This window comes from Clostridium sp. OS1-26, assembly GCF_030915445.1.
Taxonomy (GTDB): Bacteria; Bacillota; Clostridia; order Clostridiales; family Clostridiaceae; genus Clostridium_AM.
Genome location: NZ_CP133264.1, coordinates 5,075,238 through 5,102,053, shown reverse-complemented (window position 1 = coordinate 5,102,053; position 26,816 = coordinate 5,075,238). Strand labels below are relative to the sequence as shown.

At 32.6% G+C, this 26,816-nt stretch carries 30 protein-coding genes and 2 pseudogenes; 22 read left to right on the top strand and 10 right to left on the bottom strand.

The annotated features are described in order from the left end of the window. Window positions 1-15: 15 nt before the first annotated feature. The 4 genes from RCG18_RS25305 to RCG18_RS25290 all read left to right on the top strand — a co-directional run bounded on the left by RCG18_RS25305 (window position 16) and on the right by RCG18_RS25290 (window position 4,721). Entirely contained in the window at window positions 16-471 is a 456-nt protein-coding gene (locus RCG18_RS25305; protein ID WP_308038743.1) for a hypothetical protein, read from the top strand. An 8-nt stretch (window positions 472-479) separates the two neighbouring features. After that, window positions 480-2,015 (top strand): methyl-accepting chemotaxis protein, encoded by a 1,536-nt coding sequence (locus tag RCG18_RS25300; RefSeq protein ID WP_308042111.1) that lies wholly within the window; start codon window positions 480-482, stop codon window positions 2,013-2,015. A gap of 366 nt (window positions 2,016-2,381) precedes the next feature. Further along, a complete protein-coding gene (gene gap, locus RCG18_RS25295) occupies window positions 2,382-3,434 on the top strand; it encodes a type I glyceraldehyde-3-phosphate dehydrogenase (RefSeq protein ID WP_308038742.1) in 1,053 nt (350 codons plus the stop codon). Between the two features lie 198 nt (window positions 3,435-3,632). Further along, complete coding sequence (locus tag RCG18_RS25290; RefSeq protein ID WP_308038741.1) at window positions 3,633-4,721, top strand: 4Fe-4S binding protein; 1,089 nt, start codon at window positions 3,633-3,635, stop codon at window positions 4,719-4,721. A 73-nt stretch (window positions 4,722-4,794) separates the two neighbouring features. On the opposite strand, the gene RCG18_RS25285 is transcribed toward RCG18_RS25290, so the two are convergent. Further along, window positions 4,795-5,043 (bottom strand): hypothetical protein, encoded by a 249-nt coding sequence (locus tag RCG18_RS25285; protein WP_308038740.1) that lies wholly within the window; start codon window positions 5,041-5,043, stop codon window positions 4,795-4,797. A 197-nt stretch (window positions 5,044-5,240) separates the two neighbouring features. Here RCG18_RS25285 and RCG18_RS25280 point away from each other — a divergent pair, with 197 nt between their 5' ends. Next, the gene (locus tag RCG18_RS25280) at window positions 5,241-5,642 is read left to right on the top strand and encodes a hypothetical protein (protein WP_308038739.1); all 402 of its coding nucleotides are present in this window, start codon (window positions 5,241-5,243) and stop codon (window positions 5,640-5,642) included. Window positions 5,643-5,733: 91 nt separating this feature from the next. Here the strand turns inward: RCG18_RS25280 and RCG18_RS25275 are convergent, their stop codons facing one another. From RCG18_RS25275 to RCG18_RS25265, 3 genes are all read right to left on the bottom strand, one after another. Further along, window positions 5,734-6,969 (bottom strand): MFS transporter, encoded by a 1,236-nt coding sequence (locus tag RCG18_RS25275; RefSeq protein ID WP_308038738.1) that lies wholly within the window; start codon window positions 6,967-6,969, stop codon window positions 5,734-5,736. Between the two features lie 155 nt (window positions 6,970-7,124). Next, window positions 7,125-7,598, bottom strand: coding sequence for a MarR family transcriptional regulator (locus RCG18_RS25270; RefSeq protein ID WP_308038737.1), 474 nt, complete (start codon window positions 7,596-7,598; stop codon window positions 7,125-7,127). Between the two features lie 508 nt (window positions 7,599-8,106). Beyond that, a complete protein-coding gene (locus tag RCG18_RS25265) occupies window positions 8,107-9,621 on the bottom strand; it encodes an MBL fold metallo-hydrolase (RefSeq protein WP_308038736.1) in 1,515 nt (504 codons plus the stop codon). A 504-nt stretch (window positions 9,622-10,125) separates the two neighbouring features. Between RCG18_RS25265 and RCG18_RS25260 the strand changes: the two genes are divergently transcribed. Next, complete coding sequence (locus RCG18_RS25260) at window positions 10,126-11,241, top strand: aminopeptidase (protein WP_308038735.1); 1,116 nt, start codon at window positions 10,126-10,128, stop codon at window positions 11,239-11,241. A gap of 405 nt (window positions 11,242-11,646) precedes the next feature. Here RCG18_RS25260 and RCG18_RS25255 read toward each other — a convergent pair whose 3' ends face one another. Continuing rightward, complete coding sequence (locus RCG18_RS25255) at window positions 11,647-12,915, bottom strand: D-alanyl-D-alanine carboxypeptidase family protein (RefSeq protein WP_308038734.1); 1,269 nt, start codon at window positions 12,913-12,915, stop codon at window positions 11,647-11,649. Between the two features lie 211 nt (window positions 12,916-13,126). On the opposite strand from RCG18_RS25255, the gene RCG18_RS25250 reads away from it, so the two are divergent. Next, entirely contained in the window at window positions 13,127-13,735 is a 609-nt protein-coding gene (locus tag RCG18_RS25250) for a CoA pyrophosphatase (protein WP_308038733.1), read from the top strand. 19 nt (window positions 13,736-13,754) lie between these two features. Here RCG18_RS25250 and RCG18_RS25245 read toward each other — a convergent pair whose 3' ends face one another. Beyond that, window positions 13,755-14,102, bottom strand: coding sequence for a hypothetical protein (locus RCG18_RS25245; RefSeq protein WP_308038732.1), 348 nt, complete (start codon window positions 14,100-14,102; stop codon window positions 13,755-13,757). A gap of 77 nt (window positions 14,103-14,179) precedes the next feature. After that, on the bottom strand, window positions 14,180-14,536 hold the full coding sequence (locus RCG18_RS25240; RefSeq protein WP_308038731.1) for a helix-turn-helix domain-containing protein: 357 nt from the start codon (window positions 14,534-14,536) through the stop codon (window positions 14,180-14,182). A gap of 252 nt (window positions 14,537-14,788) precedes the next feature. Between RCG18_RS25240 and RCG18_RS25235 the strand changes: the two genes are divergently transcribed. Continuing rightward, window positions 14,789-15,013, top strand: a complete 225-nt coding sequence (locus tag RCG18_RS25235) for a hypothetical protein (RefSeq protein ID WP_308038730.1) — start codon at window positions 14,789-14,791, stop codon at window positions 15,011-15,013. 53 nt (window positions 15,014-15,066) lie between these two features. Here the strand turns inward: RCG18_RS25235 and RCG18_RS25230 are convergent. After that, window positions 15,067-16,547 (bottom strand): annotated as a pseudogene (locus tag RCG18_RS25230) (nicotinate phosphoribosyltransferase). Window positions 16,548-16,754: 207 nt separating this feature from the next. Here RCG18_RS25230 and RCG18_RS25225 point away from each other — a divergent pair. Together RCG18_RS25225 and RCG18_RS25220 are read left to right on the top strand one after the other, a co-directional pair. Then, window positions 16,755-16,925 carry a hypothetical protein gene (locus tag RCG18_RS25225; RefSeq protein WP_308038729.1) on the top strand — a complete coding sequence of 57 codons (171 nt, stop codon included), beginning with the start codon at window positions 16,755-16,757 and terminating at the stop codon, window positions 16,923-16,925. 326 nt (window positions 16,926-17,251) lie between these two features. Beyond that, window positions 17,252-17,566, top strand: a pseudogene (locus RCG18_RS25220) (iron-containing alcohol dehydrogenase); the annotation flags it as partial. Between the two features lie 164 nt (window positions 17,567-17,730). Here RCG18_RS25220 and RCG18_RS25215 read toward each other — a convergent pair. Beyond that, window positions 17,731-18,300, bottom strand: coding sequence for an Ada metal-binding domain-containing protein (locus tag RCG18_RS25215; RefSeq protein ID WP_308038726.1), 570 nt, complete (start codon window positions 18,298-18,300; stop codon window positions 17,731-17,733). 144 nt (window positions 18,301-18,444) lie between these two features. Further along, complete coding sequence (locus tag RCG18_RS25210; RefSeq protein WP_374119169.1) at window positions 18,445-18,894, bottom strand: PTS transporter subunit EIIC; 450 nt, start codon at window positions 18,892-18,894, stop codon at window positions 18,445-18,447. A 412-nt stretch (window positions 18,895-19,306) separates the two neighbouring features. On the opposite strand from RCG18_RS25210, the gene RCG18_RS25205 reads away from it, so the two are divergent. The 12 genes from RCG18_RS25205 (at window position 19,307) to RCG18_RS25150 (ending at window position 26,779) form a co-directional block, all read left to right on the top strand. After that, on the top strand, window positions 19,307-19,780 hold the full coding sequence (locus RCG18_RS25205) for a methylated-DNA--[protein]-cysteine S-methyltransferase (protein ID WP_308038724.1): 474 nt from the start codon (window positions 19,307-19,309) through the stop codon (window positions 19,778-19,780). Further along, on the top strand, window positions 19,767-19,988 hold the full coding sequence (locus tag RCG18_RS25200; RefSeq protein WP_308038723.1) for a hypothetical protein: 222 nt from the start codon (window positions 19,767-19,769) through the stop codon (window positions 19,986-19,988). The genes RCG18_RS25205 and RCG18_RS25200 overlap by 14 nt, the downstream gene beginning before the upstream one ends. Then, on the top strand, window positions 19,915-20,385 hold the full coding sequence (locus tag RCG18_RS25195; RefSeq protein ID WP_308038722.1) for a hypothetical protein: 471 nt from the start codon (window positions 19,915-19,917) through the stop codon (window positions 20,383-20,385). The genes RCG18_RS25200 and RCG18_RS25195 overlap by 74 nt, the downstream gene beginning before the upstream one ends. A 17-nt stretch (window positions 20,386-20,402) precedes the next feature. Beyond that, a complete protein-coding gene (locus tag RCG18_RS25190; RefSeq protein ID WP_308038721.1) occupies window positions 20,403-20,687 on the top strand; it encodes an Ada metal-binding domain-containing protein in 285 nt (94 codons plus the stop codon). 22 nt (window positions 20,688-20,709) lie between these two features. Then, a complete protein-coding gene (locus tag RCG18_RS25185; protein ID WP_308038720.1) occupies window positions 20,710-21,207 on the top strand; it encodes a hypothetical protein in 498 nt (165 codons plus the stop codon). A 41-nt stretch (window positions 21,208-21,248) separates the two neighbouring features. Next, complete coding sequence (locus tag RCG18_RS25180) at window positions 21,249-21,809, top strand: Ada metal-binding domain-containing protein (RefSeq protein ID WP_308038719.1); 561 nt, start codon at window positions 21,249-21,251, stop codon at window positions 21,807-21,809. 60 nt (window positions 21,810-21,869) lie between these two features. Beyond that, the gene (locus RCG18_RS25175; RefSeq protein WP_308038718.1) at window positions 21,870-22,703 is read left to right on the top strand and encodes a deoxyribonuclease IV; all 834 of its coding nucleotides are present in this window, start codon (window positions 21,870-21,872) and stop codon (window positions 22,701-22,703) included. Window positions 22,704-22,714: 11 nt separating this feature from the next. Further along, window positions 22,715-23,419 carry a DNA-3-methyladenine glycosylase gene (locus RCG18_RS25170; RefSeq protein ID WP_308038717.1) on the top strand — a complete coding sequence of 235 codons (705 nt, stop codon included), beginning with the start codon at window positions 22,715-22,717 and terminating at the stop codon, window positions 23,417-23,419. 87 nt (window positions 23,420-23,506) lie between these two features. Beyond that, the gene (locus RCG18_RS25165) at window positions 23,507-23,980 is read left to right on the top strand and encodes a hypothetical protein (RefSeq protein WP_308038716.1); all 474 of its coding nucleotides are present in this window, start codon (window positions 23,507-23,509) and stop codon (window positions 23,978-23,980) included. A gap of 4 nt (window positions 23,981-23,984) precedes the next feature. After that, window positions 23,985-24,668 carry a DNA alkylation repair protein gene (locus RCG18_RS25160; protein WP_308038715.1) on the top strand — a complete coding sequence of 228 codons (684 nt, stop codon included), beginning with the start codon at window positions 23,985-23,987 and terminating at the stop codon, window positions 24,666-24,668. 50 nt (window positions 24,669-24,718) lie between these two features. Further along, complete coding sequence (locus RCG18_RS25155; protein WP_308038714.1) at window positions 24,719-25,657, top strand: DUF1848 domain-containing protein; 939 nt, start codon at window positions 24,719-24,721, stop codon at window positions 25,655-25,657. A 609-nt stretch (window positions 25,658-26,266) separates the two neighbouring features. Beyond that, on the top strand, window positions 26,267-26,779 hold the full coding sequence (locus tag RCG18_RS25150; protein WP_308038713.1) for an ATP-binding protein: 513 nt from the start codon (window positions 26,267-26,269) through the stop codon (window positions 26,777-26,779). The last annotated feature ends 37 nt before the right edge of the window (window positions 26,780-26,816 follow it).

Genomic DNA, 26,816 nt, shown 5'->3' with positions numbered 1-26,816 from the left:
AAGAGGAGGAGCTATATGAAAATAAAAAGTAAATTTATAATACTGTTCGCTAGTTTTGCAATAATACCCTTAATTATAGGTGGAATTCTAATATATTTTATAAATAGTAAAATAAATATTGAAGATGCAAAGAATACTCTTATCAATCAAGAAAAGTCTGTAAAAATGTCATTAGAAAATTTGGAATCTATAATGGAGAAAATAGGAAATGAAATGTCTTATTCTAAAAACACTATAGATTATTTAAATGATTTGAATGCAGGTAAGTTAAATCCAACATTAGAAGCATCAATTATAAGTGAATTTAAAAGATACCAAAGCGATTACGGATTTTATGAAAATGTAGCATTAATTAGCAAAGATGGTGTAGGGATATTAGACGCCACTGGAACAATAGCAGGAAAAGATTTAAGTAGCATGAATTATTTTACAGAGGTTAAAAAACAAAAAGAGCTTATGTTAGCCAAGTAAAGGAAAGTATCACAACTAAAAAACCTGTTTTTGTTATATCAGAACCTGTATTAGACAATAGTGGGGAACTTATAGGGGTAATAACTCAAACTGTAGATTTAAAATTATTGTCCAAGCAGTATATTGCCAATAATAAGATTGGGGAAACAGGATATTTGTATATACTTCAAAATGATGGTATGACTGTAGCACATCCCAAAGAAGATGAAATACTTAAGAAGACTGTTGTAGATACGGATTTTGGTAAAAAAATAATTTCAACGAAAAAAGGCATAATTGAATATAACTATAATGGAGTAGAAAAGTTATCAGCCTATGATTACAATGAAAGTTTAGGGTGGATATTTGTAGCTACTGTACCGATAAGTGAACTTACTAAGTCTAATATAACTATAGTAGAAGTATTATTATCAATAGCTATTATAGGAGGAATTTTGTCAATGTTATTGGCAATGTTCATTGGTAAAAATGTATCAGAGCCAATAGAAAAAGTCTCACAATCAATGAATGAAATAGCTCAAGGGGATTTTACTATTAGAATAAATAGTAAAGGTAAAGATGAAATAGCAAATATGTCAAATAAGTTAAATGATACATTAAATACTATTGGGGACTCTTTAGGATTAGTGAAAAATGCATCTTTGCAGCTTGGAGAATCAGCATCAACTCTTTCTACTATATCAGAGGAGATGGTAGCATCAGCTAGTGAGGTCTCCTGTTCTATACAGGAGGTGTCGCAAAATGCAGCATCTCAAGCTGGTGAAATATCAAATGTTGTAAGCTCTTTAATGGCTTTAACAGAAGAAATTGATATAGTTAGTAAAAAGCTTGCTGAAGTAGGAGAAGGTGCAAAAGACACTGAAGTTAAGGCTGTAGAAGGCGAAAGCAAGATTTATGAGTTAATTAATATTATCGTAGCAATAAAACAATCCTATGATGTAGTACTTCAAAAAGTTAACGGGTTATCTACTACGGTTTTTGAAATAGGCAAAATAACGGATGTTATAAGTAATATATCTGAGCAGACAAATCTTTTGGCGCTAAATGCTTCAATTGAAGCTGCAAGAGCAGGAGAACATGGAAAAGGTTTTACAGTAGTTGCAGAAGAAGTAAGAAAATTAGCTGAAGAGTCCAGTAGTTCATCAAAAAAAATAATAGATTTAGTGAAATCTATAACAGATGAAACTCAAGAAGTTATTGAAAATTCCAATAAAGTTGGAGAATTACTTGAGGATCAGGCAGTAACTGCAAATGATACAATAATATCTTTTGAAGATATTATTTCTTCTATGAAAAACGTTCCGAAATCCATAGAAGAAACAGCGAATACTTTAAGTGATACAATAGATGGAAACAAGATAGTTCTAGAAAAAATTCAAATGATATCCTCAGCGGCACAAGATATTTCAGCTGCTTCAGAAGAGATATCTTCTTCTTCAGAAGAATTATTAACCTCTTCTAATGAAGTATCACATATGGCAGATAGAGTAGACAAAGATTCTGCAGAGCTTAGGGAGAAAACAAACTTATTTAAGGTTGAATAAAATAAAAAGATCATTAAAAGGTAATTGAAGTACTTTTTAATGATCTTTTTGTTTTAAGCAGGCATATTTGTATGCAAAAAAGTATTGTTACTTTTTGACCTATTTTTGATAGAACTCCAAATTTAGCTAAAATTTCTTTAAATAATAATGTAAATGTGAGCAAATTAATGAAAAGTAAAGTTAATTAAGTGTAACTCGGTATTCAATAAAATTGACATATAAATAGTTTATTGGTATAAATAATATAGCACATTTCATTAATGTGTTATATATAATGTACTAAACAATAATATTATTACATAAAATAATATTGAATAATATATTTATGATACATAAGTAATAAATTACTTTTTAGGAGGAGAGTTTATGTCTATAAATATTGCTATTAACGGTTTTGGAAGAATAGGAAGAGCGGTACTTAGAATTGCTCAAGAGAGAATGGATGAGGATGTAAGAATAGTTGCTATAAATGCTAGAGCGGATAGTAAAACTTTAGCACACTTATTTAAATATGATTCATGCTATGGAAAATTTAATGGAACTGTTGAAACTACAGATAATTCCATGATTATAAATGGTAATGAAATAAAGATATTAAATGTAAATGATCCTGAAAATTTACCTTGGGAAAAACTTAATGTTGATATAGTTATAGAGTCAACAGGAATATTTAAAGATAAAGAGAAGTTAATGAAGCACGTTAGAGCTGGAGCTAAGAAGGTAATCATAACTGCGCCAGCAAAAGGTGAAGATATAACTGTAGTTATGGGAGTTAATGAAAAGGATCTAGATGCTGAAAAGCATGTTGTTATATCAAATGCATCTTGTACTACAAACTGTTTAGCTCCTTTTGCTAAGGTTTTAGATGATAAGTTTGGAATAGTTAAAGGTTTAATGACTACTATACATTCATATACGAACGATCAGAGAATTTTGGACAAAACTCATAAGGACTTGAGAAGAGCTAGATCAGCTGGAGAATCTATAATTCCGACTACTACAGGTGCTGCAAAGGCTGTTGAAAAAGTATTACCAAACCTTAAAGGTAAGCTAAATGGATTTTCAGTTAGAATACCAACACCAACAGTATCTCTTACAGACTTAGTATGTGAGCTTTCAAAACCAGTTACTGTTGAGGAAGTTAATAATGCCTTTAAGGAAGCAGCAGAAGGACACATGGAAGGAATATTAGGATATTCTGAAGAACCACTTGTATCAATAGATTATAAAGGTGATGATAGATCATCAATAGTAGATGGGCTTTCAACTATGGTTATCAGTGAAAACATGATAAAGGTTGTATCATGGTATGATAACGAATGGGGATATTCCACTAGAACTGTTGATTTAGTGAACTATACAGCGAACTTAATGAAACAACAAAGCGAATGTGATGTTAAGATGGCAGCTAACCAATAAAAGTTGTTGGTTTCCTAAGGGGAAACCTCAACTTTTTTTTATTCCATCATTATACATATATACTATAAAAAAGAATATAATAGTTATTGTATAAGCTTTTTTAAATTTAATCATATTTTTTAGAAGGAAAAGAAGCAAAAATGTAGAAATTATTAATTAGGTTCAATAATTGAAAACAATAGTTTAGGGGGTAATTATATGGCGGATTTAAGTGTAAATCTACGCAGCATTAAATTGAAAAACCCAGTTATGCCAGCTTCGGGGCCACAGGTTAGAGATGCTAGACATATGATGGAGTGCGTACGACAGGGAGTTGGAGCGGTAGTAACAAAAACTATATCTGAAATACCTGCCAAGATTCCGAAACCTTTTCTTCAAGAAACGAAACATGGAGCATTTTTATATAGTGAATTATGGTCAGAAATTCCTGTTGAACAGTGGGTACAAAAAGAATATAAATTGTGTAAAGATTGTGGTGTACCTTTTATTATAAGCTTAGGATATACAGCGGAAGATATAGAAAAATTAGCACCTTTGGTTGCTCCGTATGCAGATATAATTGAAATATCAACTCACTATATGGAGCAAGACATAGAACCTGTAATAAAATCATTGCAGGCAGCAAGAAAGTTTGATAAGCCTGTTTATATAAAAATAAATCCAGGTATAACTAAAATAGGCTGGTATGTAAAGAGATTGGTAGAAGAAGGAGCAGATGGATTTGTAGCAGTAAATTCTTTAGGACCTTGCCTCCAAATAGATGTAGAAACAGGACTTCCTTATTTAGGAAATGAGAAGGGATATGGGTGGCTATCTGGTAAAGCGTTAAACCCAATAGCATTAAGATATGTATACTCTATATCAAATTCTGTTAAAGTTCCTGTAATAGGAGTAGGAGGAGTTTCTAGTGGAGAAGATGTAGTTGCAATGATAATGGCTGGAGCATCTGCAGTTCAGCTTTGTACAGCAGCTATATTAGAAGGACCAGAAGTATATTCTAGAATAATTAAGGAATTAGATGAATGGCTTGATAAGCATAATTATAAAAGCTTGGATGAAATAAGAGGATTAACTGCAATAAAAATGAAGGAACGAAAGATTAACAAAGAACCTGGTTTACTGCAGGTAAATAAAGAAAAGTGCACATCCTGCGGCATATGTGCTAAAAGCTGCTCTTATAGTGCAATAACCATTGAGGATAAAGCCCATATAGACCAGAATAAGTGTTTTGGATGCGGTCTTTGCTTAACAAAATGTAATGACGCAGCTATAAATTATATAAGATAATAATAATTAATAAAAACCTTGTGACGCAAGATAAAAATTTTGCATTACAAGGTTTTTATTAATTGAAGTTATCCTATAAAGACATGTATTTTACATTTACACCTTCAACGGCAAGAAGCTCTTTTTCTAACTCTTTAACTTTATTTTCATCAGAATTAATATGTAAGAGTATAAGACCTCGTTCTGAACAAGAATCTGTTGATGTTTCATGAAGCCCTATTCTTGTTTTGATAATGCAGCCATGTTTTGTCAACACTGTCTGAACTTGTGGTGCATGAGCACTTCTTGGATCAATGGTTAATGCCATAATAGTTGTTTCCATAACTAACATCTCCTTTAATACAATTATTCTTATTTCTCAACTTAGTATAACCTTATAAAGGAAAATAAATATATAAATCATGAAAAAAGTATTATTAATTTTTGACTTTTTAAATTAATATGGGAAAACATGCATATACATTTAGTGAAACGGGAAAATATTCTAGCCTTTTAAGTTAGATATAAAGGAGATGTCTTATGGCTTCAATTAATTTTGAATTAAGTGAGTTGGTGGATATTTTCGCTAGAGGAGTTAAAATGCCTAATCAGATAAAACAAATTTGCTGTGAACGTGACAAAATAAAAGTTACAATTTCTCCAGGAAGATTGACACCTAATTTTAATTTATTTTTGACATACGATAAATTTTACAAAGGGAAGATTGTATTTAATATTTCTTCTAAAGGCTCAACAGATTTAGTAATTTCGCTGCTAGATAAATTGGGATTTAGTATGAGTAGAAACCTATGTGAGTTTAATGCAAAACAGTTTACTGTAGACATAAATGATTATTTAAAAGATAGGTTTAATTTCATTGAGGTTAAGGACATTATTAATAATAACAGTAAATTTAGCATAATAATTAAACATAATTCTTAAAAGCTTACAGTGGAGTATTAAAAAACCTCCGAAACTGTTAAGATGTAGAAGGTTTCCCGACCACCACATCAACAATTTAGGAGGTATCTGGTTACATATTTACATGCGTACACTTATACAAAACTGGTATTGCCGCTGCTATAAGGATCATACCCATAAAAGCGGGTGCGGCATGACCAAGTGATACATAGATTTGACCTCCAATGATAGGCCCAATCATTCTTGCTAAAGCCTGAATAGACTGGCTACCTCCTTGAATCCTTCCTTGTTCACTAGAATCCACAGACTTGGAGAGCATCCCATTAAATGAAGGCCCAAAGATCGAATCACCAAAGCCAAATATAAACATTCCAGCGATAAAAAGAGGATAGAATGTGAACAAAGCCGATGCTGCAATAAGACTGTAGCCTATAATCTCCGAAAACATTCCAAGAATTGCTATCTGTTTATCGCTAAGTTTTATCAAAAGCTTTGGCATTATGAACCCTTGTGAAATGATGTCTTGGAAGCCAATAATTGAAAACATAAGTCCGATTAGTGCCGGCTTCCAACTGAAAGTATCCATTATAAATTGTGGAAAAACTGCCTGTAAAGATCCGTTGGGTATCCAAAGTAAGAAAGCTGAGACAAGCAACCTTTTTAAGCTTTTCATGGAAAGTATGTTTGCAAGCTGTGTAAATGGATTCAGTCTTACAAAAGTAATTTCTTTCAGTCTATTGTTCTTGTCAAGACTCTCAGGCATAAAGAAGAATCCATAAACAACATTCAATAAAGTTATTATTGCTCCAAAATACATAGGTACAGAATAACCAAACTTGGCAAGTAATCCGCCTAGAGTTGGCCCAATGACAGTGCCTACACCTACAACCGCACTCACCCACCCAAAGTATTTGGTTCTCTGCTTCGGAGGAATGATGTCTGCAAAATATGCTAAGATAGTGCTTATGTCCCCGCCTGTTATACCATCTATTATGCGCCCAGCAAATAGTATCCATATAGCTCCTCCTACACCCAAAACTAAGTACCCGATTGCAGAACCCAGAAGGCATACTAATAGTATTGGACGACGGCCATATTTGTCGCTCAAAGTTCCAAGTACTGGGGCCGCAAAAAACACGCAGACTGCATAAATAGAGGTAAGCAGCGTAACAACTATAGCTTGTTCTCCAGGAGTTCTTGTATAAGGCTGAACTAAGAATGGGACGACAGGTGCTACGATAGTGAAGCCTAATCCGCAAAGAAACATAGATATAATACCGAATATTAAAGCCTTTTTGTCTATGGTTTGTTCTGTGTTCTGTTCATTGTGTAATTTAAATTTGAACATTTAAATTCTCCCCTCAAAAGTTATGATTTAGCTTCCTTGGAAGCAAAATTATCGTATCATTATTTTCCTTCCTTGTCAACAAAATAATAGCAATAAAAATGCAGCCTGTTCTCAATAGAGTTGGCTGCCTGTGGTTTCATTTTCATTATTCAAATTTATTCAGACTTAATATCTACACCCAGTTTCTTTATTTCTGTATCCAAATGCCTACTATACCTTTCCACGAAGCTAAGCATACTGTCAAATTGTTCCTCGGTTACCTGCTCAAATACGGCTTTATCCCGCTCTTGAAACTCTTTGTGTAGTTCCTCATGGATTTTATAAATTACTTTCCCTTGCGAAGTCAAGCGAAAATAGATTTCTTTCTTGTTATCCGGCTTCTGGTAGCTTTCGATAATGCCTTTTTTTATGAGCTTCTTAGTTAATTTAGTTATGGCACCGGTAGTCATATAAAAGGATTCCGCAAGTTTTGTCACGTTGGAATCTACATTTCTTTCAATGTATTCAATGCAATGTACTTCAGAAGACTTATAACCCTTAAGACTGTCTTCCATCTTAAGCTTATTAAGCCAAGTCATCTTGTTGTATAAGTCCCTAAAACGCATTTTGACCTGTTCTTCTTTGTTCATGACCTGTCCTCCCACCCGTTGGTGTATTAACAATATTATATTAAATCTTTGTTTATATTTCAACAATATTAAAATAATTATTTTAGGAATTGAGCTATACGTGAAAAAAGAGAGGCAAAAGCGTCTAAGTACTGAATAAATAAACGCTAGTTATCATTTGATAATAATTGATTAAATAAACAAATTCACTAAACAACAAACAGGGCAAGTGCCAAGACACTTGCCCAAGACTGTAGACTTAAGTCTACAGTCTGAGAGGTAGATGTAATCAATACAACTACCTCTTACTACTAACACTAAATGTATTAATAGCTTCCGGAAAGAATAATGTGGATTAAGTGGTATAAAATAAAGGTTCTCACAAACCTAAAATATTCTTTATACCGCCACTTTAAACCTTCCTTATGCTAGTTAGTGTATCCAGCTGATATCTTATTATTCAAGGTTTATTTGGTGGATAAATGGCACCAATATATTTTCTTAGATAACTTGTGCAATAAAGGATATTTTAAATGTCTTTTATTGCGTCATTTATTTGCTCAAGTAAAAGATTTTTATCCATGGAATCTAAGTCTTCAATGGAGTTCATTAATGATAATATCTTATTTCTAGTTAAACTGAATTTTTGTGGTATAACTTCTGTATCAAAGGTATCTCCAGATTTAGCCACAAAGGTTGAATATCCTTTAGATATTAAAAGTTCATTAAAACTAGACATTGCTGAGGTATCTCCATGAACTAATAAAACTTTTTCAGGTTTTGCTTTAAATGCTTCTAACCATCCTGAAAGTCCATTTCTATCTGCGTGTCCAGATAGTCCATGTAGAGTGTATATTTTAGCATTAACTGCAATTTCTTCGCCAAATATTTTAACTTTTTTAGCACCTTCTGAAATACTTCTACCTAGAGTGCCTTCAGCTTGGTATCCTACAAATACTATAGAAGATTCTTTTCTCCATAAATTGTGTTTTAAATGATGTTTTATTCTTCCTGCTTCGCACATACCACTAGCTGAAATTATAATTGCACCACCTTGAAGTTTGTTTAGATTTACGGATTCTTCAGCAGACTTTGTGAATGTTAAACCTTTAAAATTTAAAGGATCATCACCGCTAGCTAAAAGTTTAGTTGCTTCTTCATCATAGTATTTTCGATATTTTGAAAAAATTGCAGTAGATTCTGAAGCTAAAGGACTATCTACATAAACAGAAACTCCCTTTAGAACATTTTCTTCAACATATTTGTTTAGAGTATACAGAACTTCTTGAGTTCTTCCTACTGCAAAGGATGGTATTATGACATTTCCACCTCGTCTTAAGGTATCCTTTATTATTTTAGCTAAATCTTCTAATTCTGAGGATAAATTAGTGTGAAGTCTATCTCCATAAGTAGTTTCCATTAGAACATAGTCAGCATAATCAATAATAGTAGGGTCTTTTAAAATAGGTATATCTTTATTTCCTAAATCACCAGTATAAACCAACTTTGTTTGCTTTTTATCTTCTTCTATTAGAATTTCTACGATAGCAGAACCAAGAAGATGTCCTGCATCTCTAAATCTAACTTTAAAACCATCAAAAAGCTCAATCCACTGATCATAAGGATATCCTTTAAAAAGATACATAGTCACTTGAGCTATTTTTGCAGTATATAAAGGTTCAATTGGAGGAAGTCCTTGCCTCAATCTTTTTCTATTCTTCCATTCCGCTTCTGACTCAAGTATATGTCCACTATCAGCCAACATAACATTACAAAGATCTAAAGTACCTTCAGTGCATATAACATCTCCTTTGAAGCCCTGTTTATATAAAAGAGGAATCCTTGCACTATGATCAGTATGTGCATGACTCAAAATAACATAATCTATATCCTTAGGGTTAAAGTTAAAGGTTTCATTTCCTCTCTCTCTTTCATCTTTTCCTTGATACATTCCACAGTCTAATAGAATGTTTTTATCCTTTACTTTTAGAAGATGGCATGAACCGGTGACACAACCTGCGGCGCCATAAAATTCTATCTTCATACAAATTCCCCCTTAAGCTTGTCGTTATATATATTATAACATGAAATTTGTAATTTTAAAAATATTAAAAAAAGGAAAATTATTATTAATGAGTTATATATATTAAATTTTGCTATTTGACTTCTTCACTAGCCTATATTTTCAAAGCCTAGTCCATTAAAATTTTTAAGTTACTATAAAGCTTGTGTTTATATGACTAATATAATTTTAGTAAATAATAAAAATAATATTATAGCAAACGACTTAAATTATTTTGTATATTGTGGTAAAATTTATCCGATGACTACCCGCTCTAATACTCCCACAGGTACTCTGTATAAGCGATCATCCCAAAATTATATATTTGGGTGCATATTTGGGATTTGAAATATTTGTGTTTTTTAGTGGGAGTAAAGATCGGCTACGTCCCTGGATAACGATTTCTAAGCATCGTATTGAATTAAAATTCTATATGATGCCAAGAACTCTGTTAATATTTAAATAAAACAATAGGAGGATATAGAAATGGGAGATAAGAGACTTAACAAACTTGCAAAACTTTTAGTGAATTATTCTACTGAAGTAAAAGAAGGAGATTTTGTGTTAGTTGGCTGTGAAGATATAGCCGAGCCTTGGATGAGAGAAGTAGTTAAGGAAGCTATAAAAGCAGGGGCACACGTAGAAACCATGCTTGAATCTCATGAAGTTAAAAACATAAAACTAAAGTACAGTAGTGAAAAACAGCTTGAAGAAGAGTACTTCATACAAAGAACAGCTTTGGAAAAAGCGGATGTATGGCTTACAGCTTGGGCAACAAGAAATACCAGAGTTAACTCAAATGTACCAGCAGATAAGTTACAGTTAGCTGCTAAAGGAGCTTCTAGCTGGAGAAAAGTTTATTCTGAGCGTACAGGAGAGGGTTCCCTTAGATGGTGTGGTACTCAATATCCTACCTATGCAGATGCACAAGAGGCCCTAATGAGCCTAGAAGAATATGAGGACTTTGTGTATGGTGCAGGTCTTTTAGATGTGGAAGACCCCGTTGCAGAATGGAAAAGAATAAGTAAAGAACAGGAGAGATGGGTAAAATACTTAGATAAAAAGAAGGAACTGCATATAATTTCTGATGAGACTGATATAAGTGTAAATATTGAAAATAGAAAATGGATCAATTGTGATGGAAGAGTTAACTTTCCAGATGGAGAGATATTCACTTCTCCAGTAGAGGATAAAATAAATGGCTATATTACTTTTAGCTTTCCAGGCATTTATATGGGAAAAGAAATTGAAGGTATAAGACTTGAAGTGAAAGATGGAAAGGTAATTAAGGCTACAGCTAAAAAAGGAGAGGAATTGCTTCAAAAATTACTTTCCATAGATGAAGGAGCCTCAAGATTTGGGGAAGTAGCTATAGGAACAAATTATGGCATACAAAAATTCACAAGGAATATGCTGTTTGATGAGAAAATCGGTGGAACAGTTCATATGGCTATAGGAGATTCCATGGCCGATGCCGGTGGTAAAAATAAATCAAATATACATTGGGATATGCTTTGTGATATGAGAAATGGTGGCAAAATTTATGCTGACGGCGAGCTTTTCTATGAAAATGGAAAGTTTATAGAGGATGTATTAAAGTAACATATAGGGCTTTAAATTAGAAAATTGACTTACACAAAGGGCTATGTTTCCAAAGCTGAAGGTAGATTTAAAAACTTTGTGTCAGTCTTAGTGAAGGGTTTTAAGACAACCTTAGCACCTTCGAGTTGGTGAAGAGCCTAAATGGCTTTTCACGAGCGACTTGTCAATGCTAATTGATAAGTTGGTCTGACTGAGCATAGCGACTTATGTTATATGAAACTCCTCTTCCTTATGTCAGAGGAGTAAGCGACTCGCACAAAATCATAGATTTTGGCTCTCTGCTTAACGGACTGAAGCTTGGAAACATAGTCCGGGGTGTAAGTCAATTTTCGTCTTTGTAACACTATAGCTAATTGAAAGTATGATTTCATTAGAAAAGTAAAAAGGAGTGAATTAACACTCCTTTTACCATGTATATTTTCCTCTTCGTCTCTTTCTCTTTATATCTAGTATCTTCTTTACTGCAAAGGCTATAACTCCTAGGGAAGCTAGCACTGCTAGTAAGGCAACTCCATAAATAGGTAAGTTATTTTTCATTAAAGCTCCTTTAGGTAAAGCAGAATATAATTTATAATCTCTAGATGCACTTCTCTCTTTAATTGTTAATGTACCAATAGGGTCAGTTCCCTTTAGGTTAGAAACTTTTATATCATTTAAGTTAACAACTTCTTTTAAGTCTTTTTTATTTGTTGCATTATCATAATAATTAATATCTTCTTTAATAGTTATTGGAACATCTATAGACTTTTCAGGTCCTATAAATACTAATGGCTTATATTTAACTGTCTTAGTAGTTATAACTGAATCTTTTGTGTGCAGGCTCACAGGCTTCGCAGCATAGCTCCAGTCTATCACTTTCTTCATATCATCAAATACAAAAGCATCGTTTTGATCGTATACGGAATTCATTACAACACCTAGTATTTTTCTACCACCTCTATCATAAATTGCTACTAAACATCTTCCAGCAGGCACAGTATATCCAGTCTTTCCACCTATGCAGCCATCCGTTCCAAGCAGCTTATTTCTATTTTCTATAAGATAAGTAGTTCCACTAGAGGTTTTGATAGTGCTCTTAAGCTTTCCCATAGATTCCTTAACCCAAGGGTTTTGGAAAGCTGCACGAGCTATAACACTTAAATCATAGGCAGTTGTATAGTGATTTGGATCATGTAATCCGTTAGGTGTAACAAAATGAGTATTACTCAAATTTAATTGTTTAATTTTTTCATTCATTTTGTCTGAAAAATCTTTGGCATCTTTACCTATATTATCTGCAATCATATAGGCAACATCATTACCAGAATACAACAAAAGTCCATCCATTGCATTATCTGCAGACATTTTTTCACCTACAGCTATAGGGTGAAGGTTTACACTTAAAGAGTACTCAGGCTGAGCTTTTGCATCTTGTGTATATGTAAGCATATCTGTTTTATTCTTATTCTCTGCAAGAAGAAGAGCTGTTAAAAGCTTAGTAGTACTAGCAGGATACATCTGCTTGTCTATATCCTTAGAATATATGATTTCACCAGTTTGCATATCTATTGTAACAGCGGCTTTACCATAAATTTGTGGTTCAGTTTTTTGGCTGTCGCCAGCGGCAAATACATTAATATTTAAGGAAAGTATAAAAATAAAAATTAGCAAAATAGATAGTTTTCTTTGTTTCAATGTTCATCTCTCCATTTACCGTAAATTTGTGTACATATTTTACTGAAAATATTATAATTAAAGCATGACATTTTTCAGTATATCACTTACAATAAAATTTGACAATCGACTATATTGAGCTAAATCCGTTAAATTTTATATATAAGGTTACTATGTAAAAGCAATTGAGCTATAATTTAAAATTACTTAATATTAAGGAGGACATTCATTTATGTTAGATAAAATACAAAATATATTTGCTAATAGAGAAGCTGGAATAATAGGACCATACAAGAAAAGTGCAGTAATGATTTTGCTTTGCGAAGATAATGGTAAAACTAATGTGATTTTTGAAGTTAGGGCTTTGAATTTAAGACATCAACCAGGAGATATATGCCTTCCAGGAGGTAAGCTAGAGAAAGGAGAATCTCCAGAAAAAGCCTCAATAAGAGAAACAATGGAGGAATTAAATCTTAAAAGAGAAGACATAGAATTTATAGGAAGTATGGATTATATTGTTACACCATATAATTTCATGATATATCCCTTTATAGCTAAAACAAATAAGTCTGAAATAGAGCCTAATAAAGCTGAAGTTGATCATATTTTTAAGGTGCCTCTAGAATTCTTTTTAGAAGATTCGCCTATGTTGCATGAACTTTCAATAATACCAGAGCCAGGAAGCGAATTTCCTTATCATCTTATAAGAAATGGGAAAAATTATAAATTTAGAAGTGGTAAAATGCCAGAGTACTTTTATAAATATGATAATCATATAATATGGGGATTTACAGCATTAATTATAAAATCTTTTGTGGATATAATAAAAAGAAATATATAAAAATTTAAAGAAGGCAATCTTATGCAGATGCCTTCTTCTGTACTCTTGCAGCAAATATAAAGGATAGAACTATGAGAACTGCATATATTAATAAATATATTATTGAAATCAGTTGCACTTTAAATAAAAATTTTATAGAAGCATAAATTATTATAGAAATTATAAACCAAAACATACATACATTAGCCATTCTTCCGTTTTTTATTCTCCAGCTTTCAGGATCTTTCATCTGGCGGATTATTTTATCTTTCTGAGGGCTTTCAGGAGAGGTTTTAGTAACTAACAATTTAAAATACAAATAAGCTGCAATAGCTGCTATAGCAACTCCTAAAATAAAATAGGAGAGGGAGATACTTGTCAAATACATAATAACAACTCCTTTCATAGGTTTGATGATAATAGTTTAACCAAAAATAAAAAATAAGTAGTAAATAGTTGTACTACTTATTTAGCTTCGTATTTATCATAATAATCTTTGCCCCATTTACACATAGTACCTAAGATAGGCATAAGGCTTTGTCCTTCCTCAGTCAAGGAGTATTCTACTTTTGGAGGTACCTGAGCATAAATTTTCCTATTTATCATGCCGTCTGCTTCTAGTTCTCTTAACTGTTGAGTTAACATTTTCTGCGTAATTCCAGGAAGGGCTTTTTTAACTTCACTGAATCTTTTGGTTCCGCCAACACCTAAATGCCATAGTATAAGTGTCTTCCACTTTCCTCCTATAATGTCCAATGTTAACTCCATTGAACAAGTGTACTCTTTGTTACGTATTTTCATAACATTACATCCTTTGTTCATAGCAATGCTCCTTTTAAAAATGTGTAGTATACTTTATATACGTTCATACCTAATAGTTGTATAGGGTATGAACGTATATCACTACAAAATTATATCATTTAAGTATATTATATTCAATTTATTATATTTAGAAAACTTTAAAGTAGACATAAGAAAATTTTAAAAATTTAGTAAATTATATTCAATTTTCTAATTTGTTATTGTATAATAAGGTTAGCTTGAATTATATCTTTTGGGGAGAAGGTGTTGACTATGGATGAATGCCCATTTTTATCAACTTATGATAAGGATGTAGAGTGCTTTAAAGGATGTGCTCTATATAACTATAAGGATACTGGAGGAATTTGCCCTTTCAAAAAAGTCTCTCAATATTCATGTGAAGCATTAGGAAATAGAAATGATTTAGTAGAATTATATGAAAAAGATTTTCCATTTATAGGAAAGTCATTTTTCGAAGAAAGAAATCAATTTTTTTAGCATAATAAAAGGACAGACTATTTATTTTCTGTCCTTTTATTATAAATTAAATTTTATTCAACGTACTTGCTGGAGTACTTATGAAGTAGCGCTTCTTTTAGATCCCAAAGTTTTCTTGATAAATCTACATAGTAATTATGAGGATTTTCAAATCTTAAAACTTCAGGCCATAATTTTTCTGTTTCTTCTTGAACAATTTTTCTAATTTCCATTACATCAGGGCTTTCGTACACTAGATTGCCTTTATCAAAGATTTTTACTAAAAGTTCTTTTACATAGTAATCCTTAATTTTTTTCTTTTTCCATGTGTAAACAGGGTTAAATAATTCTATAGGATTACTTTCATCTATATTTTCTTCAGCAAGAGTTATTAAATCTGCTATAGCTTTATTATTTGATTTATCGAATATTCTGTAGATTTTCTTAAAGCCAGGATTAGTTATTTTTTCTTCATTTTCGCTTATCTTTATTTTAGGAATTATAGTGCCATCATTATCTTCTACAGCAGCAAGCTTATAAACTCCTCCAAATACAGGTTCTGATTTTGCAGTTATAAGTCTTTCACCAACTCCAAAAGAGTCAATTACCGCTCCCTGACTTAATACATCTCTTATAATAAATTCGTCAAGAGAGTTGGACACAACAATGTTTACATCACTAAATCCAGCCTCATCAAGTATTTCTCTACACTTTTTGATAAGTAGGTAATATCTCCACTGTCTAATCTTATACCTTTTGGTCTATAACCTTTAGGTAATAAAACTTCATTGAAAACCTTTATAGCATTAGGTAAACCAGATTTTAATACATTATATGTATCTATAAGAAGAGTACAGTTATCTGGATAAACCTCGGCCCATGCTTTAAAGGCTTCATATTCATCTGGGAAAAGTTGTATCCAACTATGAGCCATAGTACCAACTGCTGGTATACCAAACATTTGCTCAGCGATTGCACATGCTGTAGAATTACATCCGCCAATAGCGGCAGCTCTTGCTCCATAAATTGCTCCATCATATCCTTGAGCTCTTCTAGAACCAAACTCCATTACAGCTTTTCCCTCAGCAGCTCTACAGATTCTATTAGCTTTTGTAGCAATTAATGTTTGATGATTTACAGTTAAAAGAATCATTGTTTCAACAAACTGAGCTTGAATAGCAGGGCCTTTTACAACAACTAAAGGCTCATTCGGAAATACTGGATTTCCTTCAGGAACAGCCCACACATCGCAGCAGAATTTAAAATTTCTCAAATAGTTTAAAAACTTTTCAGAGAAGATGTTTTTACTTTTTAAATATTCTATATCTTCAGCAGAGAACTCTAGATTTGAAAGATATTCAATTATCTGTTGAACACCTGCCATAATACAATATCCTCCGTCGTCAGGAACCCTTCTAAAAAACATATCAAAATAAGCTGTTTTATTTCCAACTTCACTTTCTAAATATCCATTCCCCATTGTAAGTTCGTAGAAATCAACTAACATAGTAAGATTTCTTCCATTTCTTACGTCAAAATTTTTTATGAATTCCATAGTTAAATCTCCCTTATTTGTTTTAGTAAAATCAATAAATGTTAACAATCATATATATATAAATATTGTAATACTTTACTAATATTATTACAATAGTGTAAAAAAACTAAGAATGTATTATACAATATATTTAAAATTTATTTGATATAATTATATAATAGGGTTTATCATATAATGTATGCTTAAAATATATAAAGGGAGAAAACTATGTTTAAAGACGGAAATTTAGATGATTATCAGAGAAATGCAGTTTATACTGATGAAAAAAATGTTTTGGTGGTAGCTCCTCCTGGGTCTGGTTATCATTATTTGAATGTACAAAAATATAAATGCTTTAGAACATTTGTATATAAATGGATAGAGAGAAGTGACATATGAGGGAAAGTTACTTATATGTTATTTTAGAGCATAGATGTTTAAAGGGGTTAGAGGATTAGAAATTTATCATTACTAATGAAACTCATATGTTGCACATTATAGATATTGCAAGGATTAGAGATAACTATAACATATGAGGTAATACTTATATGTTATGGTTAGATCAAAATTATAAGTTTGTTCTGATGTATAGAAAATGTAAAAAAATTTTCTTTTATTATAAATACATATTTCCTACCTTTTTGAAACCGTACTACCAAAAAGTGCCTCCTTTTTTTAAGAAATGAATAGGCTTATACTAATACTTGTGTTTAAGGGCACAAAACGCTGACTATAATATAACTCCAGATGTTGCTATAGTTGACACGAACTTAGTGAAAAACATGCCTAAGACATTAATTGATGATAGCGGAATGGATGCTTTAACCCATTCTTTTGAGGCTTATGTTTCAACTGCTAGAAACCCGTTCACTGATGCACTAGCTATAAAATCAATAGAAATGATTGTTGATAGTTTAGCTAAATCATTTAATGGAGAAGAACAAGATAGAAAAGATATGCATGTAGCTCAATGCTTAGCTGGAATGTCAGTTTCTAATGCTACACTTGGAATAGTCCATTCAATGGCTCATAAACAAGGTTATCGTTGATTAATAATCAGCGATAACCTTATTTATTTTTGAGATGTATGATTTAAACTCATAAAGGTATCTACAAAGTACTTTCCCCATTTGTCCATTGCTTCCAGATATAATTATAAACAGGGCATAAAGGTCAAGCTATGGTTTTCATGCGCTGTTTATAATTAAGAACTTTCTTTTAATAGGCCGTTTATTTTACGATATTCTTTTGGTGGGAATCCTACTTCCTTTTTAAAAAATTCATAAAAGGTAGATAAACTGCCAAATCCGCATTGAAAAGCAATGTTTAAAATATTGTACTCACTTCCAGTAAGCAATTCCTTGGCTTTTTCTATTCGGACTTTGTTTACATATTCAACTGGTGTCATATTGTATTGTTCACGAAATATATTAATTAGATGATTTTGACTAATACTCAATTTACTTATTTGCAACAGGAGGTTTCCTCTATCAGCATAATAGGTGTCATAAATATGCTTTGTCTTCTTTGCTAAATCAGCTATTGGATTAAATTCAATTAATTCAGGTCTACATCTTTTACAAGGACGCAAACCGATAGCATAAGCATCTTCTATATTATCAAAGAACAAGACATTGTTTCTCTTCGGTTCTTTTGACTTACAGGACGGTCTACAAACAATACCTGTAGTTTTAACGCCATAATAAAATATGCCATCATATTTACTATCACAGTCTACAACAGCTCTCCATTTTTCTTCATCTATCAATTCCATAAGGTATTACCTCCTCTCCTTACTCTATACACAATTATATCAAAAATAGTTTTGTTTTTCTTACGATATTTCACTTCTTAATTTTTTATTCTAAAAGATCAGAGCATACATCGATATATGCTCTGATAGTTATATTAATTAATTTTATTTTTCTTTTGTTTCATAACCTAAAATAAACGTTAACATAATTGCTGTAATAAAGGCTGCAGCTGCACCTATACAGTATGATAATATTGGTGCATTGGTAGGAATACTTAAGAAACTTGCAAATGCAAATGATATCATTTTTACATTTAAGGAACCATTAATTGCACCACCTAGTGCACCACCGATGATTACATAGAATAATGTCTTGCGATATGGCATCAATAAACCATAAATGATTGGTTCTGTTACACCGCTTAGGGCACCTGGAAGAATTGCTGAACCTGAAAGTGCTTTTAATTTGTTATCCTTTGTTTTGAAGAAGATAGCTACTGCTACGCCAACTTGAGCAAAGCCACAGACGCCTGCCATTGCATAAAGTGGGTCTCCACCTGTTGCAAGATTTGCCAAGATAATTGGCACAATACCCCAATGTAACCCGAAAGAGATTTGAGGAAAAATACAGTTTATATTTTTGTCCTATTCCATGGATTGAGCAAAAAGTATTAGGTCTATATATGAAAGATGGGCATTTTGAAAAACACATAAGGAAATGTAACCATCTATATAAAGGAAAGCATGGTTTGGAATAGAAATCTGAAATTAATATTGATTTTTAATCTGAAAAAAGGCTGAGGATTCTCAGTCTTTAACACTTTTCCCAGGGATGATTCCATACTTTGTTTGTAGTTAGCTCTTATTAATACAGTACTTTGTATTAATAACTGTAGATTTTTAGTTTAAAAATTTAATGATTTTTATTAAGAATTAGAATGTGATATTCCACAAGATTTAGCTTAAAAAATAAAGTATTATATAGTCATATCAACACAAAATCTAAATATAACAGGAGGTAACACAAATGAAAAACGTATATTTCTATCAAACGGAAATCGGTAAAATTGGTATAGCTGAGAATGGAATTGCAATTACCAATTTGTATTTTAATGAAAAGACTTTGCCGAGCGATGCTGAAGTTGTGGAAACTGACTTATTGAAAGAAGCAGGGCAACAACTGCTAGACTATCTTTCAGGAAAGAGAAAAGAATTTGAACTTCCTCTTTCACCAGTAGGCACAGATTTTCAACAAACAGTATGGAAGGCATTGCAGGAAATTCCATATGGAGAAACTCGTAGTTATGGTGAGATTGCAAAAAGCATTAATCAACCTAAAGCTGCTCGTGCAGTTGGCATGGCAAATAACAAGAATCCTATCCTTATCTTTATTCCTTGTCATCGTGTAATTGGTGCAAATGGCAGCTTAGTTGGATATGCAGGTGGAATGGAGGTTAAGAAATATCTGCTGGCAGTGGAAAAAACAAATGGAAAATGTTAAGACTAAATATTTTGACTATGCTGAAAAAGAGATGAATTATCTGAAAAGTAGAGACAAAACGCTTGGAGCAGCGATGGATCGTTTGGGAAAAGTTGAACGTATAGTTATCACCGATCTATTCGCAGCTCTAGTCTATGCCATCATTGGACAGCTTATTTCTGTTAAAGCAGTCCATACCATTTGGGATAGAATGCAGGAGCGGATTTAGTGAAATCACACTTCGAAACATAGCTAAGCTAGCTGCTGATGAAATTCAAAGATGTGGTATGACAATGAAGAAGGCAGAGTGTATAAAAAATATTGCTGAAATAATAGAGCAAGGCAAGCTCAATTTAAGTGAATTGTACAATTTATCAGACGCAGAAGTTATTAAACGACTTTCCTCTCTTAATGGGATTGGCAAGTGGGCTGCCGAAATGCTGCTCATTAATTCAATGAAACGACCTGATGTTATCAGTTTTGGTGATATTGCAATTCGTAGAGGAATATGTAAGCTTTATGGTTTAGAGAGCATTACTAAAGAGGAATTTAAAAAATATAAAGAGAGATATTCATCATATGGATCTGTAGCTTCTATTTATCTATGGGAGCTATCATTTGAATAATGGAGGTGATTGAGTGGATGAGACCAAAAACATATAGCTTAATTGGTGCTGACAGACAGCCATATGAAAGTAGAACAAAAGGAAAATTTGGTGGACACCGTAAGAATAAATTGTATGGTCGTTTGGATTGTCCATCTGCATTACGTGCGATTGCTAAAGGATATTATGTAAAATATCGAGTGTTCTTTGCAGACGAGGAAACAGCAATCGCTGCTGGTTATCGACCTTGTGCTGTCTGTATGCCAAAGGAATATGCTGTATGGAAATCTAAGCAAAAAAGGAAGGTAGATAAAAATGTTTAAATTTAGACATAGCTCTCCTTTATTGAGGCAAGAAAATATTGAACTACTTCGTCAAATTAGTATACCATCAGCACATACTGAACAAGAATTAACAGCACTCATCAACTTGCTTCAACTGGTTCGTCCATCAATCAAATCAATTGCAATAGGCCACGGGCGAGATAGTATGGCTATCAATGCTGCAAATGCACTTTCTGAAATGTGGAAAGCAAAGGGCGGTTTCGTAGCAACGCAAATTAGCTGGGCAGAAGGATCTGCATCTTGGTTTAAAACTTCAACACAGTTTACATACTGTAATCCTGATGCTTGGGTTGTTACAGGTGCACTGTTAGGGTGGGCGCAGATGAGCAGACGGTTACAGTATAACACCAATTGGAATCCTAAAAGAACCTTTGGTTTTGCATCTGTTGCAGATGCTCGTTTATTACTATATTCTAGTGCTGACACTTTTGAGGGTATGCGTGGTGTGTTATCTAATGGAAGAATTTGGTGTATTTCAAATGGGAGGCTTTTAATATAGTTTATATTTAAAGATAAATGTTTGTATAGGGAGGTAATGTTATGGCACTTATAGACGATGAAAAATGGGAGGCGGTCGTAAGTTGCGATAAAATCTACGATGAGCAGTTTCTTTATGGTGTAAAAACAACTAGTATTTTTTGCAGGCCATCCTGTAGATCAAGGGTTCCTGTAAGAAAAAATGTAACATATTTTGATAACCTTGGAGAAGCTTATGCAAGTGGTTTTCGCCCTTGTAAGAGATGTCGTCCTGATCTTACGGATGAAAAGTTAGCAAAAAGAATTGTTCAAAAAGCTAAAAAAACATATGATACTGATTTTAATAATGATAAGAAAATGTCTGCTGAAATCAAAGAACTAGGTGTGACACAGGGACGATTGATAGAGTTATTTCAAAAACAGATTGGCTCAACACCGAAGGAATATGTGGAGAAGCTGCGGATTGAAAAAGCTGTAGAACTTCTTGACAATCCTAAAAACACGCTAATGATGATTGCATCAAACTGTGGATTTGGGAGTATATCTTCATTTACAAACTTATTCAAAAAGAAAATGGGTTACACTTTTGAGGTGTACCGCAAAACAAAAATTCAACATAAATAAACCAAAAAGACTTTCTAAAATTTATTAATAAAGATAATTGAAATAGAGGAGGATTTATTAATGTTTAATATTGGTTGTCATTTATCTGCATCAAAAGGATTTAGACATATGGCGGAGGAAACTCTTAGCATTGGTGCAAATACTTTTCAGTTTTTTACTCGTAATCCAAGAGGCGGGAAGGCAAAGGATATAGATGAAAAGGACGTGGATGCTTTCCGTGAGCTTGCTAAGGGGAATAATTTTGCAAAGGTCTTGGCTCATGCACCATACACCCTAAATGCCTGCTCTGCTGACGAGAAAACAAGAAAATTCGCACTTGATGTAATGGCAGATGATTTAGTAAGGATGGAATATATTCCTAATAACCTTTATAATTTTCACACTGGTAGTCACGTTAATCAGGGAACAGAAATGGGTATAGACTACATAGCAGATATGCTTAACATTATATTAAAGCCAGAGCAGACTACCATTGTTCTACTTGAAACAATGGCCGGAAAAGGTACTGAAATCGGATGCCGTTTTGAAGAACTAAAGCTAATCTTGAATAGAGTAATTTATTCGGAAAAAATGGGGATTTGTCTAGATACCTGTCACGTTTATGACGGGGGATATGATATTGTAAATAATTTAGATGGGATTCTTGAAAAATTTGATAAAATTATTGGACTTGATAAGCTTTATGCTATTCATTTAAATGACAGTAAAAATCCTTTTAACAGTCATAAAGATCGTCACGAAAAAATTGGCAAGGGCTCTATAGGCTTAGAAGCAATTACAAGAATTGTGAATCATCCAAAGCTTCAGGGTATTCCTCTCTTTCTTGAAACACCAAATGAACTCTCAGGGTTTGCCGAGGAAATTAGCTTGCTTAGAGGTTTGTACAAGAGATAAGAAGGGAAAATATGCCGATTTTTCAATATGGTGAAACTGAAATTAAATACTTGAAAGAAAAAGATAAATTTCTTGCGGAAGCCATTGATCGAATTGGTATGATTGAGCGCCAGATTATTCCTAATTTATTTGCTGCCCTTGTGAATAGCATTGTTGGTCAGCAGATTTCAATGAAAGCTTGGGATACTATTTGGAATAGAATGAAGGAGTGCTTCGGAGAAATAACCCCTGAAAATATCGTTGCTCAAACCGATGAATCTGTGCAACAGTGTGGTATGTCTATGCGAAAAGTAAAGTATATCAAAGATGCTGCTGAGAAAGTAATGAGTGGTGAACTGAATATCGAAGAACTTGCTACTTTGCCGGATGACGAAGTTTGCAAACAACTCTCAGCATTAAACGGAATCGGTGTGTGGACAGCTGAAATGCTTATGACTTTCTCTATGCAGCGTCCTAATGTTATGAGTTGGGATGATCTTGCTATCCACCGTGGGATTAGGATATTGTATCATCATAGAAAAGTGGATAAAAAGAAATTTGAAAAGTATAGACGGCGTTACTCTCCTTACTGTACTGTAGCATCTCTTTATTTATGGGAAATTGCAGGAGGTGCACTAGATCTCAAAGATGCAGTGGGCAAGAAGCCAATAGCAAAAAAGAAGAGAAGGAAAAAAATTATGAAGAAAAAAAACAACCAAAACTTCCAAACAGAATAAAAAAGAATTACCTGTTGCAGCAGAATGAAGTATAGCCTCTGCAAGACATGTGTAAAAGAATATATAAATAGATTGGAGTCGTAAATAATGAATAAAATGCCACCAATAGAAAAAATATACGAGGCCTATAGTGCTGTTGCTGATAACCGTGTAGTAATAGGCAATAATTCTGCTAAAGTAGCATCTTCAAATCACGCTAAAGAATATATAGTTACTTGGAAGGATGATATCTATACTTCAAATGATAATGGATCCTATTGGAGCGGTTATGCTGGATACCCGATGATAGCTGTGATGATGTTACAAGGTAAATTGAAATTGAATCGCTCTATTGCTGAATACTTTAAAGGAATCAACTGGACAGAGATTAACGCTAAGTATAAAGCAAAATATGCAAAAGCTGTTGCTGAGATTATGGATGAGCTAAAAGCTAATGGGATTGATTGTGATGCAATTAATAAGAACGTGAATGAAGTCTATAAGCAGATAGAATTATTAGATATTTCTTGTAAGCGAAGTTCTACAAGACCACCAAAATCAAGTTCAGAAAAAAAGGAGTAAAGCTTTGGATAAAACGATTAGAAAACAGATCTTTGAATTAGCTGATGAGGAATATAAAAAGTTTTCCTCGGCACTTTTACCTAATATAAATAATGTCTTAGGCGTTAGATTGCCTGCACTTCGCAAAGTGGCAAAAGAAATTGCAAAAGAGGATTGGCGCAGGTTTATAGCAACAGCTGACAGCGAATATTTCGAAGAAGTTATGATTCAAGGAATGGTACTAGGTTATGCGAAAGCAGACATTGAAGAAATTCTTCAATATGTTGCTGCCTTTGTGCCGAAAATTGATAATTGGTCTGTTTGTGACAGCTTTTGCATTGGTTTAAAATTTACTAAGAATAACATGGAACGTGTTTGGAATTTTATACAACCTTTTTTATTTTCCAAGGAAGAATATGGGGTTCGTTTTGGAGTTGTAATGTTGCTTGATTTTTACGTTACTAAGGAGTACATAGACAGGGTACTTAAATTATTAGATAATGTAAAACATAATGGATATTATGTGAAAATGGCAGTTGCTTGGGCAGTTTCTATTTGTTATGTGAAATTGCCAGAGCCAACGATGAAATATTTAAAAAACAATAGCTTAGATGATTTTACATTTAATAAATCCCTACAAAAAATTACTGAGTCTTTACAAGTGGATAAAGAGACAAAAGCAATTATAAGAAGCATGAAACGTAAATGATAGCTTAGTGTTTGATACATTAAAACTAGAAAGTGAAAGGATGATAATAAATGATAATCAGTGCTAGTAGGCGTACAGATATACCGGCATTTTATTCTGACTGGTTTATTAATCGACTGAAAGATGGATATGCTTTAATAAAGAATCCAAGAAATCCAAACCGGTCGAGTCGTGTTATGATAAATTCCGATGTGGTTGATTGCATTGTATTTTGGACAAAGAATGCAAAGCCAATGCTAAGTAAATTAAACACAATTGATGCTATGGATTATAAATACTATTTTCAATTTACAATAACCCCATATGACAAAAAGATTGAAAAAGGATTGCCACCTAAACAGGAAATTATGGAGACATTTAAACGACTAAGTGATAAAATCGGATCACATCGAGCAGTATGGCGTTATGATCCTGTTATTGTAAGTAAGGAATTTTCTGTCCAATACCATTTAGATACATATGGAAAAATGGCAGATGTATTGGGTGATTATACTGATAGATGCATTTTTAGCTTTATTGATTTGTATGCTAAAGTGAGAGAAAGTACAAAAGGTATTGTAGATTATGAGGTAAATGAGCTGAACATGAAGCGTGTTGCAGAGGGCTTTTCCAGAATTGCTAAAACTCATCAATATACATTGTCAACTTGTTCGGAGGAAATTGACCTTAGTGCATATGGCATAACCCATGCATCTTGCATTGATAAGGGTATTGTTGAAAAAATTATTGGCTTCCCTATAAATGCAAAGAAAGATGCTAATCAACGTCTTGCTTGTGGGTGTATTGAGAGCGTTGATATTGGAAGTTATGATTGCTGCTCTCACGGATGCATATATTGTTATGCTACTACAAGTCAAAATACAGTAATTAATAATATGCGAAAACACAACAAAAATTCGTCAATTTTAATTGGAGAGCCAAGCAGGGAAGATAAAGTAACAAACCGTGATGCAAAATCATTTAAGACAGCACAAATATCTTTATTTTAGTTAATGTGGAGGTGATGTACATTAATGGCAATTACTCAACAATATTTTGATTTTATTTTTGAAAATCGTATTTACGATAGTAAGCAATGGTTCAATGAAAACAAATCACGCTTTATTCAAAATAACTATAATATTCAGCAAAAACAAACTAATCTTTCAACCATATATTTATATACTTATCTTCGCCTACAGGTACAACTATGGATAGCAACATATACATAGATGGTCTCAGCAGAAACTATTTTAACAACCTAAAGCTTCAGTTAAGAGCATGCCTTCTCTATTTACTTACTTATTTCTATTTATTTAAATACATATTCTCACATTCACTTATTTTCAATAACACACTCTATACTCATAAGCACACCTTTAAACTCTGCAAAACAAAAATCATCAATGGCTTTAGGATTTCTCCTTCATTTTAATCATTATTCCTACGTAAACGTCAAATTTTTGACGTTTACGTAGCATGAGAAAAATATATTAACATAAAAATAAGACGTGAATACAAAAATAAAATAATTACCCAATTGAGAAAACAGAATAGAGCTCTCGAAACACAATTACTATATGGAAGATAAAATTTAAAAAATAAGAGGAATAAAAGTAATGTTACATAAAAATAATATTATTCTTTTTAATAAAGCAAGTAATAAGACACCAATATTTTATATTCTTATAGGGATTCCTTGTTCAGGAAAATCATTCTATGCAAAAAAATATTTAAAACCTCAAGGTGTAGTGGTGGTTTCAACAGATGAAATCCGAAAAGAATATACTGGAACAATGAAGTTCAATAAGGAATTAAATAATGAAATATTTGATATTGCTGTCTTAAGAATAAAAGAACGGTTAACAATGAGAACTAATATAGTTTTTGATGCTACAAATACTAATAAGAAAAATAGAAAAGCTCTTATAGAGCTGGGGAAAATATATAATAGTAAGATAATTGCTATAGTAATATTAACACCTTTACATGTATGCCTTAGAAGAAATAAGCAAAGAGATGATGAAAATAGATTGTCAGAAGAGGTATTAAAAAATTATAATAAATCTAATCTTAATATAGATTGTTCAGAAGGATTTGACGAGGTCATAAATATCAACTATCCATATTAATATATTTAGATATAGGATTCAATAAAAATAGAATCCT

Coding starts and splice junctions, on each gene's coding strand:
- RCG18_RS25150 (WP_308038713.1), top strand. CDS start 26,267: ATGTTACATAAAAATAATATTATTCTTTTTAATAAAGCAAGTAATAAG.
- RCG18_RS25250 (WP_308038733.1), top strand. CDS start 13,127: ATGTTAGATAAAATACAAAATATATTTGCTAATAGAGAAGCTGGAATA.
- RCG18_RS25305 (WP_308038743.1), top strand. CDS start 16: ATGAAAATAAAAAGTAAATTTATAATACTGTTCGCTAGTTTTGCAATA.
- RCG18_RS25280 (WP_308038739.1), top strand. CDS start 5,241: ATGGCTTCAATTAATTTTGAATTAAGTGAGTTGGTGGATATTTTCGCT.
- gap (WP_308038742.1), top strand. CDS start 2,382: ATGTCTATAAATATTGCTATTAACGGTTTTGGAAGAATAGGAAGAGCG.
- RCG18_RS25180 (WP_308038719.1), top strand. CDS start 21,249: ATGGCACTTATAGACGATGAAAAATGGGAGGCGGTCGTAAGTTGCGAT.
- RCG18_RS25195 (WP_308038722.1), top strand. CDS start 19,915: ATGCCATCATTGGACAGCTTATTTCTGTTAAAGCAGTCCATACCATTT.
- RCG18_RS25265 (WP_308038736.1), bottom strand. CDS start 9,621: ATGAAGATAGAATTTTATGGCGCCGCAGGTTGTGTCACCGGTTCATGC.
- RCG18_RS25165 (WP_308038716.1), top strand. CDS start 23,507: ATGAATAAAATGCCACCAATAGAAAAAATATACGAGGCCTATAGTGCT.
- RCG18_RS25240 (WP_308038731.1), bottom strand. CDS start 14,536: ATGAACAAAGGATGTAATGTTATGAAAATACGTAACAAAGAGTACACT.
- RCG18_RS25190 (WP_308038721.1), top strand. CDS start 20,403: ATGAGACCAAAAACATATAGCTTAATTGGTGCTGACAGACAGCCATAT.
- RCG18_RS25235 (WP_308038730.1), top strand. CDS start 14,789: ATGGATGAATGCCCATTTTTATCAACTTATGATAAGGATGTAGAGTGC.
- RCG18_RS25205 (WP_308038724.1), top strand. CDS start 19,307: ATGAAAAACGTATATTTCTATCAAACGGAAATCGGTAAAATTGGTATA.
- RCG18_RS25260 (WP_308038735.1), top strand. CDS start 10,126: ATGGGAGATAAGAGACTTAACAAACTTGCAAAACTTTTAGTGAATTAT.
- RCG18_RS25245 (WP_308038732.1), bottom strand. CDS start 14,102: ATGTATTTGACAAGTATCTCCCTCTCCTATTTTATTTTAGGAGTTGCT.
- RCG18_RS25170 (WP_308038717.1), top strand. CDS start 22,715: ATGCCGATTTTTCAATATGGTGAAACTGAAATTAAATACTTGAAAGAA.
- RCG18_RS25285 (WP_308038740.1), bottom strand. CDS start 5,043: ATGGAAACAACTATTATGGCATTAACCATTGATCCAAGAAGTGCTCAT.
- RCG18_RS25175 (WP_308038718.1), top strand. CDS start 21,870: ATGTTTAATATTGGTTGTCATTTATCTGCATCAAAAGGATTTAGACAT.
- RCG18_RS25290 (WP_308038741.1), top strand. CDS start 3,633: ATGGCGGATTTAAGTGTAAATCTACGCAGCATTAAATTGAAAAACCCA.
- RCG18_RS25200 (WP_308038723.1), top strand. CDS start 19,767: ATGGAAAATGTTAAGACTAAATATTTTGACTATGCTGAAAAAGAGATG.
- RCG18_RS25275 (WP_308038738.1), bottom strand. CDS start 6,969: ATGTTCAAATTTAAATTACACAATGAACAGAACACAGAACAAACCATA.
- RCG18_RS25155 (WP_308038714.1), top strand. CDS start 24,719: ATGATAATCAGTGCTAGTAGGCGTACAGATATACCGGCATTTTATTCT.
- RCG18_RS25215 (WP_308038726.1), bottom strand. CDS start 18,300: ATGGAATTGATAGATGAAGAAAAATGGAGAGCTGTTGTAGACTGTGAT.
- RCG18_RS25225 (WP_308038729.1), top strand. CDS start 16,755: ATGTTTAAAGACGGAAATTTAGATGATTATCAGAGAAATGCAGTTTAT.
- RCG18_RS25270 (WP_308038737.1), bottom strand. CDS start 7,598: ATGAACAAAGAAGAACAGGTCAAAATGCGTTTTAGGGACTTATACAAC.